The 15,142-nt window shown below is 60.3% G+C and carries 13 protein-coding genes; 7 read left to right on the forward strand and 6 right to left on the reverse strand.

The genetic code is table 11. The annotated features are described in order from the left end of the window. Position 1: 1 nt before the first annotated feature. From AD670_RS13360 to AD670_RS13370, 3 genes are all read left to right on the forward strand, one after another. Positions 2–826: a mechanosensitive ion channel domain-containing protein gene (locus AD670_RS13360; RefSeq protein WP_003175519.1), complete on the forward strand. Its 825-nt coding sequence runs from the start codon at positions 2–4 to the stop codon at positions 824–826. Between the two features lie 87 nt (positions 827–913). Further along, a complete protein-coding gene (gene sigX, locus AD670_RS13365; protein WP_053132772.1) occupies positions 914–1,504 on the forward strand; it encodes an RNA polymerase sigma factor SigX in 591 nt (196 codons plus the stop codon). A gap of 107 nt (positions 1,505–1,611) precedes the next feature. Further along, the gene (locus tag AD670_RS13370) at positions 1,612–2,592 is read left to right on the forward strand and encodes an OmpA family protein (RefSeq protein WP_053132775.1); all 981 of its coding nucleotides are present in this window, start codon (positions 1,612–1,614) and stop codon (positions 2,590–2,592) included. Between the two features lie 59 nt (positions 2,593–2,651). Here AD670_RS13370 and cobA read toward each other — a convergent pair whose 3' ends face one another. From cobA to AD670_RS13395, 5 genes are all read right to left on the reverse strand, one after another. After that, entirely contained in the window at positions 2,652–3,395 is a 744-nt protein-coding gene (gene cobA, locus AD670_RS13375) for a uroporphyrinogen-III C-methyltransferase (RefSeq protein WP_053132779.1), read from the reverse strand. Between the two features lie 26 nt (positions 3,396–3,421). After that, positions 3,422–5,092 carry a bifunctional protein-serine/threonine kinase/phosphatase gene (locus AD670_RS13380; protein WP_053132782.1) on the reverse strand — a complete coding sequence of 557 codons (1,671 nt, stop codon included), beginning with the start codon at positions 5,090–5,092 and terminating at the stop codon, positions 3,422–3,424. Continuing rightward, positions 5,092–6,303, reverse strand: a complete 1,212-nt coding sequence (locus tag AD670_RS13385) for a NarK/NasA family nitrate transporter (protein WP_053132785.1) — start codon at positions 6,301–6,303, stop codon at positions 5,092–5,094. Before AD670_RS13385 ends, AD670_RS13380 begins: the two co-directional genes overlap by 1 nt. Before the next feature lie 255 nt (positions 6,304–6,558). Beyond that, on the reverse strand, positions 6,559–7,134 hold the full coding sequence (locus AD670_RS13390) for an ANTAR domain-containing response regulator (protein WP_053132788.1): 576 nt from the start codon (positions 7,132–7,134) through the stop codon (positions 6,559–6,561). 13 nt (positions 7,135–7,147) lie between these two features. Beyond that, positions 7,148–8,374 carry a CmpA/NrtA family ABC transporter substrate-binding protein gene (locus tag AD670_RS13395; protein ID WP_053132791.1) on the reverse strand — a complete coding sequence of 409 codons (1,227 nt, stop codon included), beginning with the start codon at positions 8,372–8,374 and terminating at the stop codon, positions 7,148–7,150. Between the two features lie 305 nt (positions 8,375–8,679). Between AD670_RS13395 and sctC the strand changes: the two genes are divergently transcribed. The 3 genes from sctC to AD670_RS13410 all read left to right on the forward strand — a co-directional run bounded on the left by sctC (position 8,680) and on the right by AD670_RS13410 (position 11,953). Then, entirely contained in the window at positions 8,680–10,068 is a 1,389-nt protein-coding gene (gene sctC, locus AD670_RS13400) for a type III secretion system outer membrane ring subunit SctC (protein ID WP_082340976.1), read from the forward strand. A 230-nt stretch (positions 10,069–10,298) separates the two neighbouring features. After that, positions 10,299–10,697 carry a winged helix-turn-helix domain-containing protein gene (locus AD670_RS13405; protein ID WP_053132798.1) on the forward strand — a complete coding sequence of 133 codons (399 nt, stop codon included), beginning with the start codon at positions 10,299–10,301 and terminating at the stop codon, positions 10,695–10,697. Between the two features lie 233 nt (positions 10,698–10,930). Then, positions 10,931–11,953: a quinone-dependent dihydroorotate dehydrogenase gene (locus AD670_RS13410; protein ID WP_053132801.1), complete on the forward strand. Its 1,023-nt coding sequence runs from the start codon at positions 10,931–10,933 to the stop codon at positions 11,951–11,953. A 159-nt stretch (positions 11,954–12,112) separates the two neighbouring features. Here the strand turns inward: AD670_RS13410 and rmf are convergent, their stop codons facing one another. Next, positions 12,113–12,328 (reverse strand): ribosome modulation factor, encoded by a 216-nt coding sequence (gene rmf, locus AD670_RS30910; protein WP_002553055.1) that lies wholly within the window; start codon positions 12,326–12,328, stop codon positions 12,113–12,115. A 532-nt stretch (positions 12,329–12,860) separates the two neighbouring features. Here rmf and rlmKL point away from each other — a divergent pair. Beyond that, positions 12,861–15,125 carry a bifunctional 23S rRNA (guanine(2069)-N(7))-methyltransferase RlmK/23S rRNA (guanine(2445)-N(2))-methyltransferase RlmL gene (gene rlmKL, locus AD670_RS13415; protein WP_053132804.1) on the forward strand — a complete coding sequence of 755 codons (2,265 nt, stop codon included), beginning with the start codon at positions 12,861–12,863 and terminating at the stop codon, positions 15,123–15,125. Positions 15,126–15,142 lie beyond the last annotated feature (17 nt).

Here is a 15,142-nt window from a genome sequence, read left to right on the forward strand (position 1 = left end):
TATGGAACTTGATCTCTGGACCCAGAGCCTGGTCACCGCGATGACCGCATTGTGGACCAAGGTGGCGAATTTCATTCCCAACCTGTTTGGTGCCCTGGTACTGGTGTTGCTGGGCTTTGTCGTGGCCAAGCTGCTCGACACCCTGCTGTCCAAATTGCTCGCAAAACTGGGTCTTGACCGCCTGATGGCCGGCACAGGCCTGACCAAGCTGCTGGGGCGCGCCGGGCTGCAAGTGCCGATCTCCACGTTGATCGGCAAGATCGTCTACTGGTTTGTTTTGCTGATATTTCTGGTTTCTGCGGCGCAATCCCTTGGACTTGAGCGAGTTTCAGCTACGCTCGACATGCTGGCGCTGTATTTGCCGAAGGTTTTCGGTGGCGCGCTGGTGCTTCTCGTAGGCGTTTTGCTTGCACAATTGGCCAATGGGCTGGTGCGCGGCGCCGCCGAAGGTGTGGGATTGGACTATGCCGCTGGCCTGGGGCGAATTGCCCAGGGGCTGGTGATCATCATCAGTATTTCGGTCGCGATCAGCCAGTTGGAGGTCAAGACTGACCTGCTCAACCACGTGATTGTGATCGTTTTGATTACCGTTGGTCTGGCCGTTGCGCTGGCCATGGGCTTGGGAAGCCGGGAAATTGCCGGCCAGATTCTTGCGGGAATCTATGTGCGTGAGTTGTATCAGGTTGGGCAACAGGTGCGTGTGGGCGAGGTCGAAGGGCAAATCGAGGAGATTGGCACAGTCAAGACAACGGTGCTGACCGATGACGGCGACCTGGTGTCGTTGTCCAATCGGATTCTCCTGGAGCAGCAGGTCAGTAGCCGCTAACCCGGCAAATCCTGCTAATGTACGCCGCCGCAAACCCGGCTGACCGGGCTGTAGCGGACATTGACCTGACTGTCGGCACGACTTGTTTTGAATAAAGCCCAAACGCTGTCCACGCGCTATGACCCCCGTGAGCTCTCTGATGAGGAGTTGGTCGCGCGCTCGCACACGGAGCTGTTTCACGTAACTCGCGCGTACGAAGAATTGATGCGCAGATATCAACGCACTCTGTTCAACGTTTGTTCAAGGTATTTAGGGAACGATAGAGATGCGGACGATGTCTGTCAGGAAGTGATGCTCAAGGTGTTGTACGGCCTGAAGAACTTCGAGGGCAAATCGAAGTTCAAGACCTGGCTCTACAGCATCACCTACAACGAGTGCATCACGCAGTATCGGAAGGAACGGCGAAAGCGTCGCTTGATGGACGCTTTGAGTCTGGACCCCCTTGAGGAAGCGTCTGAAGAAAAGGCGCCGACACCCGAGGATAAGGGCGGACTCGATCGCTGGCTGGTGTATGTGAACCCGATTGACCGAGAAATTCTGGTGCTACGATTTGTCGCAGAGCTGGAATTCCAGGAAATCGCTGACATCATGCACATGGGTTTGAGTGCTACAAAAATGCGTTACAAACGTGCTCTTGATAAATTACGTGAGAAATTTGCGGACGAGACTGAAACTTAGTGCGTGGCAAATATCTCTTACGTGTAGGCAAGTTCTGTTAGACTTGTCGCCGAGTTGTCCCCCGGTTTGTGGGACTGCTTTACAATCACCAGATGGGGATTTAACGGATGAAACTGAAAAACACCTTGGGCTTGGCCATTGGTACTCTTATTGCCGCTACTTCTTTCGGCGCGCTGGCACAAGGCCAAGGCGCAGTTGAAGGCGAGCTGTTCTACAAAAAGCAGTTCAACGATAGCGTTAAGCACATCGAAGACGGCTACAATCCTGGCGCTCGCATCGGTTACTTCCTGACCGACGACCTGTCCTTGAACCTGTCGTATGACAAGACTAACCACACCCGTTCGAACGACGGTACTGGTAACCAGAAGATCAAAGGCGATACCGGCAGCCTGGTTGCCCAGTATCACTTCGGTCAAGCTGGCGTTGACAGCCTGCGTCCATACGTAGAAGGCGGTTTCGGTCACCAGAGCCGTACCAACGTACTGGCTGACGGCCACAGCGGTCGCGACCAGACTACTTTCGCTACCGTTGGTACTGGCGTGAAGTACTACTTCACCAACAACCTGTACGCTCGTGCCGGTGTTGAAGCTGACTACGGTCTGGACAACGGCAAGTGGGATTACTCCGCACTGGTCGGCCTGGGCGTGAACTTCGGCGGTAACGCTGGCGCAGTTGCTCCAGCTCCTACCCCAGCACCAGCTCCAGAGCCAACTCCAGAGCCAGAAGCTCCAGTTGCTCAGGTTGTTCGTGTTGAGCTGGACGTTAAGTTCGACTTCGACAAGGCCGTTGTTAAGCCTAACAGCTACGGCGACGTGAAAAACCTGGCCGACTTCATGGCTCAGTACCCAGCTACCAACGTAGAAGTTGCTGGTCACACTGACTCCGTAGGTCCAGACGCTTACAACCAGAAGCTGTCCCAGCGTCGTGCTGACGCTGTTAAGCAAGTCCTGGTTAAAGACGGCGTGGCTCCTAGCCGTGTAACTGCTGTAGGTTACGGCGAATCCCGCCCAGTTGCTGACAACGCAACTGAAGCTGGTCGTGCTGTTAACCGTCGCGTAGAAGCGTCGGTTGAAGCTACCGCTCAGTAATTACTGAGATGTAGAAAAAACCCGGCTTCGGCCGGGTTTTTTTTCGCCTGGAATTTGTCTCAGGCACTGACTGCGGTAGCGACACACGCCGTCTGTTCGGCGTCCGCCACATGGCCGATCACCAGAATCGCCGGGCTCTTCAAGGCAAATGCCTGTGCGTCTTCATGCATCCGCGACAGCTCACTGCGGCATTCGCGCTGCTGGGGCAGTGATGCGTTTTCGATCATCGCCACCGGCATATTTGCTGCCATCCCACCTTCCAGCAATTGCTGGCGAATTTCCTCCAGCTTGGCCACTCCCATATACACCACCAATGTCGTCCCGCCTTCCGCCAGCGCGCGCCAATTAAGGCTGCTGTCATCCTGGGTGTGGGCCGTGACCAGGGTCACACCGCGGCTGACACCGCGCAACGTCAGTGGAATTGCGCAATTCGTTGCGCCCGCCAGCCCGGCGGTAATCCCGTTGACCAACTCCACCTCGACGCCGCGCTCACGCAGCCACATCGCCTCTTCGCCGCCGCGCCCGAAAATGCACGGGTCGCCCCCCTTGAGCCGCACCACGCACTTGCCTTGGCGGGCGTAACGCAACATCAGGCGGTGGATAAACGCCTGCGGGGTCGAGCGGCAGCCGCCGCGTTTGCCGACCGTGATCACTCGCGCCTTGGCGCAATGCTCCAGCACCGCCGGGTTGACCAAATCATCGATCAGCACCACGTCGGCTTCGTGCATGGCCCGTACAGCCTTGAGCGTCAACAACTCCGGGTCGCCAGGGCCCGCGCCCACCAGCCAGACTTTTGCGTTCATGGGTTTTTCCTCGTCGAGAGCTGACGTCAGCTGTGAAAGAGTGAATACAGAAGAATCAGATTGATCAGCATCGAGACCAGCCCCAAGGTGCGCCAGACCTTCAACGGTTCGCGCTCCAGCAGGGGCCTGGGGCGGATGCTCAGTTCCTGGCGGTCAGCCTGTTCAAGCACCCGCAGCCATTCCTCGGCGGTTTCGTAGCGATGCGCCGGCTGTGCGGCCACGGCCCGTTCCAGGCTCAGGGGCAGCCAATCCGGGAGATCCGGGCGATAGCGGCTGGCGCTGACCGCCTGGGCAAAGCGCGGCCGTTGGAAGGCTTCGATTTCCCCGTAGGGGTAATGCCCGGTCAACAGGTAATACAAGGTGACACCCACGCTGTACAAATCCTGTTGGGCTGTGGGACGGTCGCCATTGAACGCTTCGGGTGCGATAAAACTCGGGGTGCCGGGCAGTACATGGGCACGGTCCTCTGAAAGACCGGGGCAGTAGGCCAGACCGAAATCCAGCACGCGCAATTCACCGTCATCCCCCAGCAGCAGGTTTTCCGGCTTGATGTCGCGGTGCAGGATCTGCCGTCGATGCAGCATGCCCACTGCGCGCAGCAAACGTTCGGCCACGGACTGCCATTGCGCCAGCGGCAATGGGCCTTGGTGCTGGAACAGATCGGCCAGGGTTTGCCCTGGGTATTCACGCATCACGTAGTACAAGTGCTGGCGCCCGCTGGCGGCATGCACTTCAGGAAATGCGCGCCCGGCTACCCGCCGCAGAAACCACTCTTCCGACAGTAATGCCTGGCCGGCGTCGCTGTCGTCGTCGCGGCTCAGTGGCAGGGTTTTCAGCAGCCAGGGTTGCTGTTGGGCATCGCGCACCCGGTACAGCAATGACTGCCTGCTTTGCGCCACCACGGTGTCCACCTGCCAGCCTTCAAAGCGTTGCCCGGATTTCAGCAGCGGTGGCAAGGGCCATTGCTGCAATTGCACCAGGGCGTCGCCGAGCGTGGCGGCGCCGAGTGTGTCGACGCGCACCAGCAAGGCGCTGGCATTGTCCTGGCTGCCCGCCAGGTGTGCGGCGCTGACCAGTGTGGTTACCGCCAAGTCCAGGTCGGTTTGTTCGCGCAGGATCGCGCTGATGCTGTGATCGCCCAGCGTGGCCCAGACGCCATCGCTGAGCAGCAGGAAGCACTCACCTTCGCGCAATTGGCCGTCGAGAAAATCCAGCACCAGGTGCTGATCCAGACCGAGGGCACGTTTGAGCACATGCTGCATGCCTGGCTGTTCCCACACGTGATCTTCACTGATGCGCTGCAACTCACCGTCCAGCCAGCGATACACCCGGCAATCACCGACATGGGCCAGGGTGAAGCGCTGGCCGCGAAATACCAAGGCACTGAGGGTGGTCAACAGCGGCTGGCCGCCGCCATTGGCCTGCAACCAGCGATTTTGCGCCAGCAGCAAACGCTCCAATGCCTGTGCCACCCCCCAGGTTTGCGGCGTGGCGTAGTAATCCAGGGCCAGAGCCTGCAAGGTCGAGCGTGCGGCCAGGCCGCCGTCGGCGCACTGGCTCACACCGTCGGCCATGGCGCACAGGTAGCCTTTGCTCGCCGCCAGTTCCGCTGCGGGGGTGACGACCCGCAGTGCATCCTGGTTTTCCGCCCGTGGGCCGATGGCGCTGGCATGGGCGACGCTCAGTTGCAGACTCATCAGACGCGTGCGGCGGTCACTGCCGCCGAACCCCAGGTGGTTCTCCAGCGACGTTTGACGCCGTGCAGGCCGAACCAGGCCAGTACGCCCAGGCTGGCGAACAACCACAAGGCCAACTGATAGCTACCGGTGCTTTGCTTGATCGCGCCCATGCCTGCCGCCAGGGCAAAACCGCCGATACCGCCGGCCATGCCGATCAAGCCGGTCATCACGCCGATCTCACGCCGAAAACGCTGTGGCACCAACTGGAACACCGCACCATTGCCCGCGCCCAGGCCGAGCATGGTGCAGACGAAGAGGGCCAGTGCGGCATAGGAACTGGGCAGGTTGAACCCCACCGCCGCAATGCAGATCGCTGCGACGCTGTACATGCCGAGCAGGGTGCGGATCCCGCCGAAACGGTCGGCCAATGCTCCGCCCAATGGGCGCATCAGGCTGCCACCGAACACGCAGGCGGCGGTGTAGTAGCCGGCAGTCATGGGGCTCAGGCCGTATTGGTCGTTGAAATAGCCGGGCAGGGCGCTGGCCAGGCCGATAAAACCGCCGAAGGTCACGCTGTAGAAAAACATGAACCACCAGCTGTCGCGGTCGCCCAGGGCCTTGAAGTAATCGGCCATGGACTTGGCTTTAGGCCGCTCGGGCGCGTTGCGCGCCAGCCAGGCGAAGACGATCAGGGTCAGGATCAACGGAATCAGTGCGAAGCCGAACACGTTGCTCCAGCCAAACGCCGCCGCCAACACCGGGGCCAGCAGGGCCGCGAAGACCGTGCCCGAGTTACCGGCCCCGGCGATGCCCATGGCCTTGCCCTGGTGTTCGGCGGGGTACCATTGGGATGCCAGCGGCAGCGCCACCGCGAAGGATGCGCCGGCCATGCCGAGGAACAGTCCCAGCAACAAGGCTTGTTCGTAGCTGTGAATCCCCAGTTTCCAGGCGCCGAACAAGGCGACGATCACAATCACCTGGCCGATCAGCCCGGCGGTCTTGGGCGACAGCTTGTCCGCCAGCATGCCCATCAGGAAGCGCAATACCGCACCTGCCAGGATCGGCGTCGCCACCATCAGGCCGCGTTGCTGGGTGGTCAGGTGCAGGTCGGCGGCGATCTGCACCGCCAGGGGGCCCAACAAATACCAGACCATGAAGCTCAGGTCGAAATACAGGAACGCGGCAAACAGGGTCGGGGTGTGCCCGGATTTCCAGAAGCTTGATTTCATCACGCACCTCAACGGTTGGGAGTCTTGTAAGAAGGCCTGGTGATGGAGCCGCCGGCTGCGGCCGCCCCACCGGCCCCGTGCTACGGGGGCCAAAACAAAAAAACGCCGCCACCGGGTTCGCGAGGGCAAACCGGGTGTGCGACGTCTTTGTCGTGGAAGGGGCAACCGCCGTTGGTTACCTGTAATGATTACTTAGCAAGTCCTGCGCCAACACGCTGACCGTAGTGGTGTTGGATAAGACCGCATCTACCGGGTTCATCCGAGCAATTCACTCATGGCGATAATCTGCTCTGCCACCTGGATCAGTTTCTGCTGGCGGCTCATGGCCTGGCGGCGCATCAGGGTGTAGGCCTCTTCCTCATTGCAGGCCTTCATTTTCATCAGCATGCCCTTGGCCAGCTCGATGCGCTTGCGCTCGGCCAACTGCTGGTCCCGCGCTTGCAGCTGGGCGCGCAAGGCCTGGTCGCTCTCGAAGCGGGCCATGGCCACGTCGAGGATCGGTTGCAGGCGCTGGGCTTGAATGCCTTCAACGATATAGGCGCTGACGCCGGACTTGATCGCCTGGCGCATCACATTCGGGTCGTGCTCGTCGGTAAACATCACGATGGGCCGGGGCTGGTCGCGGCTGACCAGCACCACTTGCTCCATCACATCGCGGCCGGGTGACTCGGTATCGATCAGGATGACGTCCGGGCGCACCGTTTCGACGCGCGCCGGCAGGTCGATGGTCAGGCCGGACTCATCGATCACCTCGAAGCCGGCCTCGATCAGCGCTGCGCGCAAACGCCCGACTTTGCGCGGTGTGTCGTTGATCAACAGGATTCGCAGCATACATGTGCTCCTGTCAGCGCAAGGCTTGGCGATGAGTGTGGTCGGCCAGGGCATGCAGGCGGAAGCTGCGGGCGTAGCCGATGGGGTCCGAGCCGTCCCAGACCTTGCCGTCGATCAGTTGGCTGCTGCGCATGTCCTGGCGTTGCGCAGCAATGCCCAAGGCATCGGCCGCCTGACGATACAGTGCCAGTTGCTGGACCTGGCGGGCCACACCCAAATAGTCAGGGTCATCGCGCAGCAGGCCCCAGCGCCGGAACTGGGTCATGAACCACATGCCATCAGAGAGGTACGGCAGGTTCACTTCGCCGTCGGCAAAAAAACGCAAGGCATGGGGATCCTGCCAGTGATTGCCCAGGCCGTCGTCATAGGCGCCCAGCAGGCGGGGTTCAATGCAGTCGAGCGGCGCGTCGAGGTATTCGCGGCCGCTGAGCAATTGCGCGGTAGAACGGCGATTTTCGGTACTTTCTTCAATAAACCGGCTGGCTTCCAGGATGGCCATTACCAATACGCGGGCGGTGTTGGGGTATTGGTCGACGAAGGCCTGGGTGCAGCCGAGTACCTTTTCCGGATGATTCGGCCAGATCGCCTGAGTGGTTGCCAGGGTAAAGCCCTGGTTTTGCGCTACCGCGCTGGCACTCCAGGGTTCACCGACGCAAAAACCGTCGATACGCCCGGCTTGCAGGTGAGCAACCATTTGCGGCGGCGGTACCACGACGCTGTCGACATCCTGTAGCGGATGAATGCCCTGGCTCGCCAGCCAGTAGTACAACCACAGGGCATGGGTGCCGGTGGGAAAGGTCTGGGCGAAGGTCAGTTTTGTTCGGCTTTGGTGCACGTGGCGGTCCAGTGCCTCAGGAGTGACCACTCCCTGCTGTTGCAGGCTGTGGGACAGGTTGATGCTTTGACCGTTCTGGTTCAGCCCCATCAAGACTGCCATGTCGGTAGGCACGACACCGCCGATGCCCAGGTGCACGGCATAGATCAACCCGTACAGACTGTGGGCGGCGTCCAGTTCGCCGCTGACCAGTTTGTCCCGTAGGTTGGCCCATGAGGATTGGCGCTTGAGGTTCAGGGTCAGTCCATAGGGTTGAGCGAAACCCTGGGTCGCCGCCACCACCAAGGAGGCGCAGTCGCTTAAGGCCATGAACCCCAGGTCAAGGCTGCTTTTCTCCGGGGCATCACTGCCGTTGACCCACGCCAGCGGGTCGTTCACCGGGCTGTTGCCAACCGAATCGTTCATCAACACCTACCTTTTCTTTCAAAAAAAAGCGTCGTTCCCTCAGATGGCGATGCAAGGCCATTGCGGGTAACGACGCCTTTGTCCGTAAGCTCGCTCCGCCGTTGGTGCGCGCTTTATAGAAAGTGCAAAGCAAGGCACATGCCACGGTCCGGCAGGCGCAGTCAGCCGTCAACTTTCCATCAAGATTGAAAAAGGGCTGCCTCTCAGTATGGCCGCCTCTTACTGCCAGACCGCCCAGGATATCCACGGTGTACGCTCACTTTTCCGTAACCACTGCCTGCTTCTGGCTGCTGCTTGTCACGCTGATGCCAGGAAGTGCCGGTGCCCAGGGCGAGACCTACCAGGCGCAGGACGAGCGCCTGCAGACCGTCTTCACCGCCTTGTCCGTGCCGATGGGCCTGCCCATCGTTGTGAGCGGTGAAGTGGCGCGCATCCGCGTCAGTGAGGTCATTGACCTCGCTACGCCGCAACACGCCCTGGAGACGCTGGCATTGCAATACGGCTTGATCTGGTACAGCGATGGGCAGGCGCTCTACCTTTACAGCGTCAGCGAGGCAAAAAGTTCGCAGGTGGCGCTGCGGCATATTTCCGTCGAGCGGTTTCGTGAGCTCATGCGCCGCTCGGGCCTTGATGAAACGCGCTACCCCCTGAGCGTCACCGGGCCCCGGACATTTGATGTGTCCGGGCCACCTCATTATGTCGATCAGGTTTTGCGCCTGGCCGAATTAATGGACCGCGAGCGTGCTGAGTTGCACTTAGGCAGCCAGGCGTTTGCTGTCGTTCAGGTACTCAACACCCATGTGGCAGACCGCGGGTACACCATAGGCGACGAAAAGGTCACGGTGCCGGGAATCGCGTCGATGATCGAAACCGTGCTGGCGTCTGAACAGAATGGGCCGCTGGCTGACAAGAACCTGGTGGTGATCGCCTACCCGGACACCAACAGCCTGTTGCTTAAGGGGGAGCCTGAGCAACTGAGTTTCATCGAGCGCCTGGTGGCTGAGTTGGACACGCCCAAGCGGTCTATCGAAGTCTCGCTATGGATGGTGGACCTGGAGCGTGACGAACTGAAAAAACTCGACCCTGCTTGGGACACGGAAGCGAAGGTGCAAGCCACACGAATTCTGGAACCGGTGGACGATAACCGTCTGATGGCGAAGATTGCCATGCTGGAGCGGCGGCGGCGGGCGAGGGTGATGACATTGCCGGTGATTCTCAGTCAGGAGAATGTGCCGGCAGTGTTTCAGGATAACCACACCTTCTATCTGCCGGCGCCCGGCGATGAGTCAGCGGATTGGAAGCCCGTGCAGTACGGCTCCCAGGTCAGTGTGCTGCCACGTTTTGCCGAAGCGAATCAGATCGAGATGCTTCTCCACGTCGAGGATGGTCGCCAACTGAGCCAGGCAGGGCGGCACGGCAAACCATCAGCGGTCGGGCGCGTGAGTGTCAGCAGCGTGGTGCGGGTGCCGCAGGGCAAGCGCCTGTGGCTGGGGGCGTTTAGCCGTGAGTCACATGAGCCGGTACGCAGTATCGGCTCAGTCAGCCCGAGCAAGGTTCGCCTGTTTGTGTTCCAGGCCCGGGCAGTGGGTAGCGAATCGAAGGATTTGGCCACAGGGGTTGGCGCACCGCCATTGAGTGCGGCGCAATACGAGCGTGTGCAACGTGCGTTTGTAAACCCGGATCGCTCTCCGTGAATAAGGTGTTAGCCCAGGCGGTTGGGGGTGAGTGGCATGAGGTTTATCCAAATGGGGACGTCTGACGGATGAGCGTGAAGTGTCTTACAGGGTGTTGCTAAAAAGCGCTGGCTGTATGGGGTTTTTCCTAGCGTGGGCTGCACGGCGGTTTTTTATAGTCATGACGTGGGCGCAAGAGCCAGTACTGGAAATAGGGACTTCAATGTCAGTAGTCGGATGCCGAGGTAGATATGGCCGTCTTGAATGATGGGGTGACTGCGACTTCCCTGCTTTTTTCCCAGTGGACACTTCATGGTGATGGTCGCCTGACCGGCAAAGGCAGCGATGTTCAGTTGCCGCCCAAGGAGTTGCATGTTTTGCGGCTGCTGCTGGTTTCTGGCGGCGTACTGATGACTAAGGATCGTTTGTTGGAGCAGGCCTGGCCCCAGGGAGAGGTCGCCGAGGAGTCGCTGACCCGTTGCATTTACTCACTGCGTAAGCAGCTTGGAGCTGACAAGGGGTTTATCAAGACTATCTACGGTCGGGGGTATCGCTTTACATGCCCGGTGAAGATTGAGCGGCATCTGCCCGCGCCTTTGGATGCCGTGCAGCATGTGTGTTCGGCCTGTGGCCAGGTCAGTCATGGTTAGTTTCTGAGGCAGGCTGAGATCAATCGTATTCATTAACTGTACGGCGGTAGATTCCTGGGACGCTGGCCCCGGCGCTCAGCGCGACGCATGCGCTATGCAGGAAAAATCGGGGCACGTTATGAGGCCTTGGTACAGCGGCGCTGCTGACGTTTGGGCGGCACGCCTCGCGTGCACCCCGTCACCCCGGCTATAATCGCCGCCACCTTTCGCCGCCATCCGAGTCTAGCCCGCCCATGTATACCCTGGCCCGCCAGCTGTTGTTCAAACTTTCCCCGGAAACCTCCCACGATCTGTCCCTGGACCTGATCGGCGCCGGTGGCCGCCTGGGGCTCAATGGCCTGGTATGCAAGGCACCGGCAAAAATGCCGGTGTCAGTGATGGGGCTCGACTTTCCCAACCCGGTCGGATTGGCCGCCGGCCTGGACAAGAACGGCGCGGCCATTGATGGCTTCGCGCAACTGGGTTTCGGTTTTGTGGAGATCGGCACCGTGACGCCGCGACCGCAGCCGGGTAACCCCAAGCCGCGAATCTTCCGCCTGCCGGAAGCCGAGGCGATCATCAATCGCATGGGGTTCAACAACCTCGGCGTCGATCACCTGCTATCGCGTGTCGAGGCGGCGAAGTACAGGGGCATTCTGGGCATCAATATCGGCAAGAATTTCGACACCCCGGTCGAACGCGCGGTGGATGACTACCTGATCTGCCTGGACAAGGTCTACGCCCACGCCAGCTATGTCACCGTCAACGTCAGCTCGCCCAACACCCCAGGCCTGCGCAGCCTGCAGTTCGGCGATTCGCTCAAGCAACTGCTCGAAGCCCTGCGCCAGCGCCAGGAAGACCTGGCCGTGCGCCATGGCAAGCGCGTGCCGCTGGCAATCAAGATTGCCCCGGACATGAGTGACGAAGAAACTGTGTTGGTGGCCCAGGCCCTGGTGGATTCGGGCATGGATGCGGTCATCGCGACCAACACCACCCTCAGCCGTGTCGGCGTCGAAGGCTTGGCCCATGGCGATGAAGCGGGTGGCCTGTCGGGCGCGCCGGTGCGTGACAAGAGCACCCACATCGTCAAGGTGCTGGCCGCTGAACTGGCCGGGCGTTTGCCGATCATCGCGGTCGGCGGCATCACCGAGGGCAAGCATGCTGCCGAGAAGATTGCTGCGGGTGCCAGCCTGGTGCAGTTGTACTCGGGGTTTATTTACAAAGGCCCGGCGCTGATCCGCCAGTCAGTGGATGCGATTGCTGCCTTACGCGTGTAGGCGCGAGCAAGCTCGCTCCTAAGGTAGTCCTCATTATTCTCAGGCCAATAAAAAGGGCTCCTCAAGAGGAGCCCCTGGGCCGAAGCCCGCCGCCTGGATAGGGCGTGCGTGGTTAAGTCGTTACATATTCGTGGTGGTGTCGGAATTAAATGCCCTTGATTAGCCGACGGCGTGAAGTTCGTTGAGTCTGTGGATTCCCGCAGTGCCAGTCATACCGTCCCAGTTGTCGCCGCGTCCTTCTCGCCAGCCGTTGATCCAGGCTTGGCGTACCGACGGTAGAGTAAATGGGCAAAGCTCACGGGATTTGCCATGAACGCCATATTGATATCCGCGTAAAAATGCTCTTTCCAACGGATCACGCTTAAGTCTTCTCATAGGGTGTTTCCCTCACTTGTTGACTGTCTTGATATCCTTCGGCCTCGTCTGAGGCCGGGCAGAGTTTTTCTGCCGTTGGTGGGCTCGCTGCCGGCGTGGCGAGCCTGGGTGTCGGCGTCGTTACGGCGCCAACCTGTGTTGAGTTCTAACCAATAGGTCACATGGATTCAATGATCGTTTTGTCATAAGCACGTAACGATAACGATGCTATAGCCATAAGTTGGGATGGCTTTTCGCCCCATTTGTTGGGCAAAGCCAGCTATGATGCACCCTGCAAAGAGGATGGGTTTAATCCTTTAGTGAGAATGTCCTTCTGTTGCTGTCGGTTATTATTCGACGAAGGGTCGGAATATTTCTTTTTGTTGCATCAAATTATTGATCTGCCCCGTCAATCAAGGCCCAAAGGCCCGGCAGACGGGGTGGGACGGCACATTCGTGCCACGCGAGCACTCTTCAAGAAAAGTGCTTGATTGAAAACCGAGCCGGCGATGCGTCGCCCGTTCATTTATTGCTGAAAAGCCTGGAATGCCCCATGTCGGACCGTTTTGAACTCTTCCTCACCTGCCCCAAGGGCCTCGAAGGCCTGCTGATCGAGGAAGCCGTGGGGCTTGGCCTTGAGGAAGCCCGCGAGCACACCTCGGCCGTGCGCGGCATGGCCGACATGGAAACCGCCTATCGCCTGTGCCTCTGGTCGCGCCTGGCCAACCGCGTATTGCTGGTGCTCAAGCGCTTCCCGATGAAGGACGCCGAAGACCTCTACCATGGCGTGCTGGATATTGAATGGGCCGATCACATGGTCTCTGACGGTACCCTGGCGGTGGAATTCAGCGGTCACGGCTCAGGCATCGACAACACCCACTTCGGCGCGCTGAAGGTCAAGGATGCGATCGTCGACAAGCTGCGCACCCCGACCGGCGAACGCCCGTCCATCGACAAGATCAACCCGGACCTGCGCATCCACCTGCGCCTGGACCGTGGCGAAGCCATCCTGTCCCTTGACCTCTCCGGCCACAGCCTGCACCAGCGCGGCTACCGCCTGCAGCAGGGCGCCGCGCCGTTGAAGGAAAACCTCGCGGCCGCGATCCTGATTCGTGCCGGCTGGCCGCGCATTGCTGCCGAAGGCGGCGCGCTGACTGACCCGATGTGCGGTGTGGGCACCTTCCTGGTCGAAGGCGCGATGATCGCCGCCGACATGGCGCCGAACCTGAATCGTGAACTCTGGGGCTTTACCACCTGGCTCGGCCACGTCCCGGCACTGTGGAAAAAACTCCACGCCGAAGCCACTGAACGCGCGGCGATCGGCATGAACAAACCGCCGTTGTGGGTGCGTGGCTACGAAGCCGACCCGCGCCTGATCCAGCCTGCACGCAACAACATCGAGCGCGCCGGTCTCAGCCATTGGATCAAGGTGTACCAGGGCGAAGTCGGCACCTTCGAGCCGCGCCCGGACCAGAACCAGAAAGGCTTGGTCATCTGCAACCCGCCCTACGGCGAGCGTTTGGGTGACGAAGCCAGCCTGTTGTACCTCTACCAGAACCTCGGCGAGCGTCTGCGCCAGGCGTGCATGGGCTGGGAAGCGGCGGTGTTCACCGGTGCGCCGGACCTGGGCAAGCGCATGGGCATCCGCAGCCACAAGCAGTATTCGTTCTGGAACGGCGCGTTGCCGTGCAAATTGCTGCTGATCAAGGTCAACCCGGATCAATTCGTCACCGGCGAGCGCCGTACCCCGGAACAGCGCCAGGCCGAACGTGAGCAAGCCGTATACGACCAGGCCCCGGCCGAGCCGCAAGAACGCCAGTACAACAAGAATGGCAACCCGATCAAGCCCGCCCCGGTCCCCGTGGTCGAGCAGGCGCGCTTGAGTGAAGGCGGGCAGATGTTCGCCAACCGCCTGCAAAAGAACCTCAAGCTGCTGGGCAAGTGGGCCAAGCGTGAAGGCGTGGATTGCTACCGCGTGTACGACGCCGATATGCCGGAATACTCCATGGCCATCGACCTGTACCACGATTGGGTTCACGTTCAGGAATACGCCGCGCCGAAATCCATCGACCCGGAAAAAGCCTCGGCGCGCATGTTCGATGCGCTGGCGGCCATTCCCCAGGCGCTGAACATCGACAAGAGCCGCGTAGTGGTCAAGCGCCGCGAGCGCCAGAGCGGTACCAAGCAGTATGAGCGCCAGAGCGCCCAGGGTAAGTTCACCGAGGTCAGCGAAGGCGGCGTGAAGCTGCTGGTCAATCTCACCGACTACCTGGACACCGGTCTGTTCCTCGACCATCGTCCGATGCGCATGCGTATCCAGAAAGAAGCCGCCGGCAAGCGTTTCCTCAACCTGTATTGCTACACCGCCACGGCCAGTGTGCACGCTGCCAAGGGCGGCGCGCGCAGCACCACCAGTGTCGACCTGTCCAAGACCTACCTGGACTGGGCCCGTCGCAACTTCTCCCTCAATGGTTTCTCCGACAAGAACCGCCTGGAGCAGGGTGATGTGATGGCCTGGCTGGACGCCAGCCGCGATGAGTTCGACATGATCTTCATCGACCCGCCGACCTTCTCCAACTCCAAGCGCATGGAAGGCATCTTCGACGTGCAGCGCGATCATGTGCAGTTGCTCGACTTGGCCATGGCCCGCCTGGCACCGGGTGGCGTGTTGTACTTCTCGAACAACTTCCGCAAGTTCCAGCTGGAGGACAACCTCAGCGAACGCTATGCGGTCGAAGAGATCAGCGACAAGACCATCGACCCGGATTTTGCGCGTAACGCGAAGATCCACCGGGCGTGGAAAATCACCGCTCGCTGATAGTCTCCCCCTGTAGG

Origin of the sequence: Pseudomonas sp. MIACH, from assembly GCF_001269925.1 — a bacterium.
In the GTDB taxonomy this organism is placed as follows: domain Bacteria; phylum Pseudomonadota; class Gammaproteobacteria; order Pseudomonadales; family Pseudomonadaceae; genus Aquipseudomonas.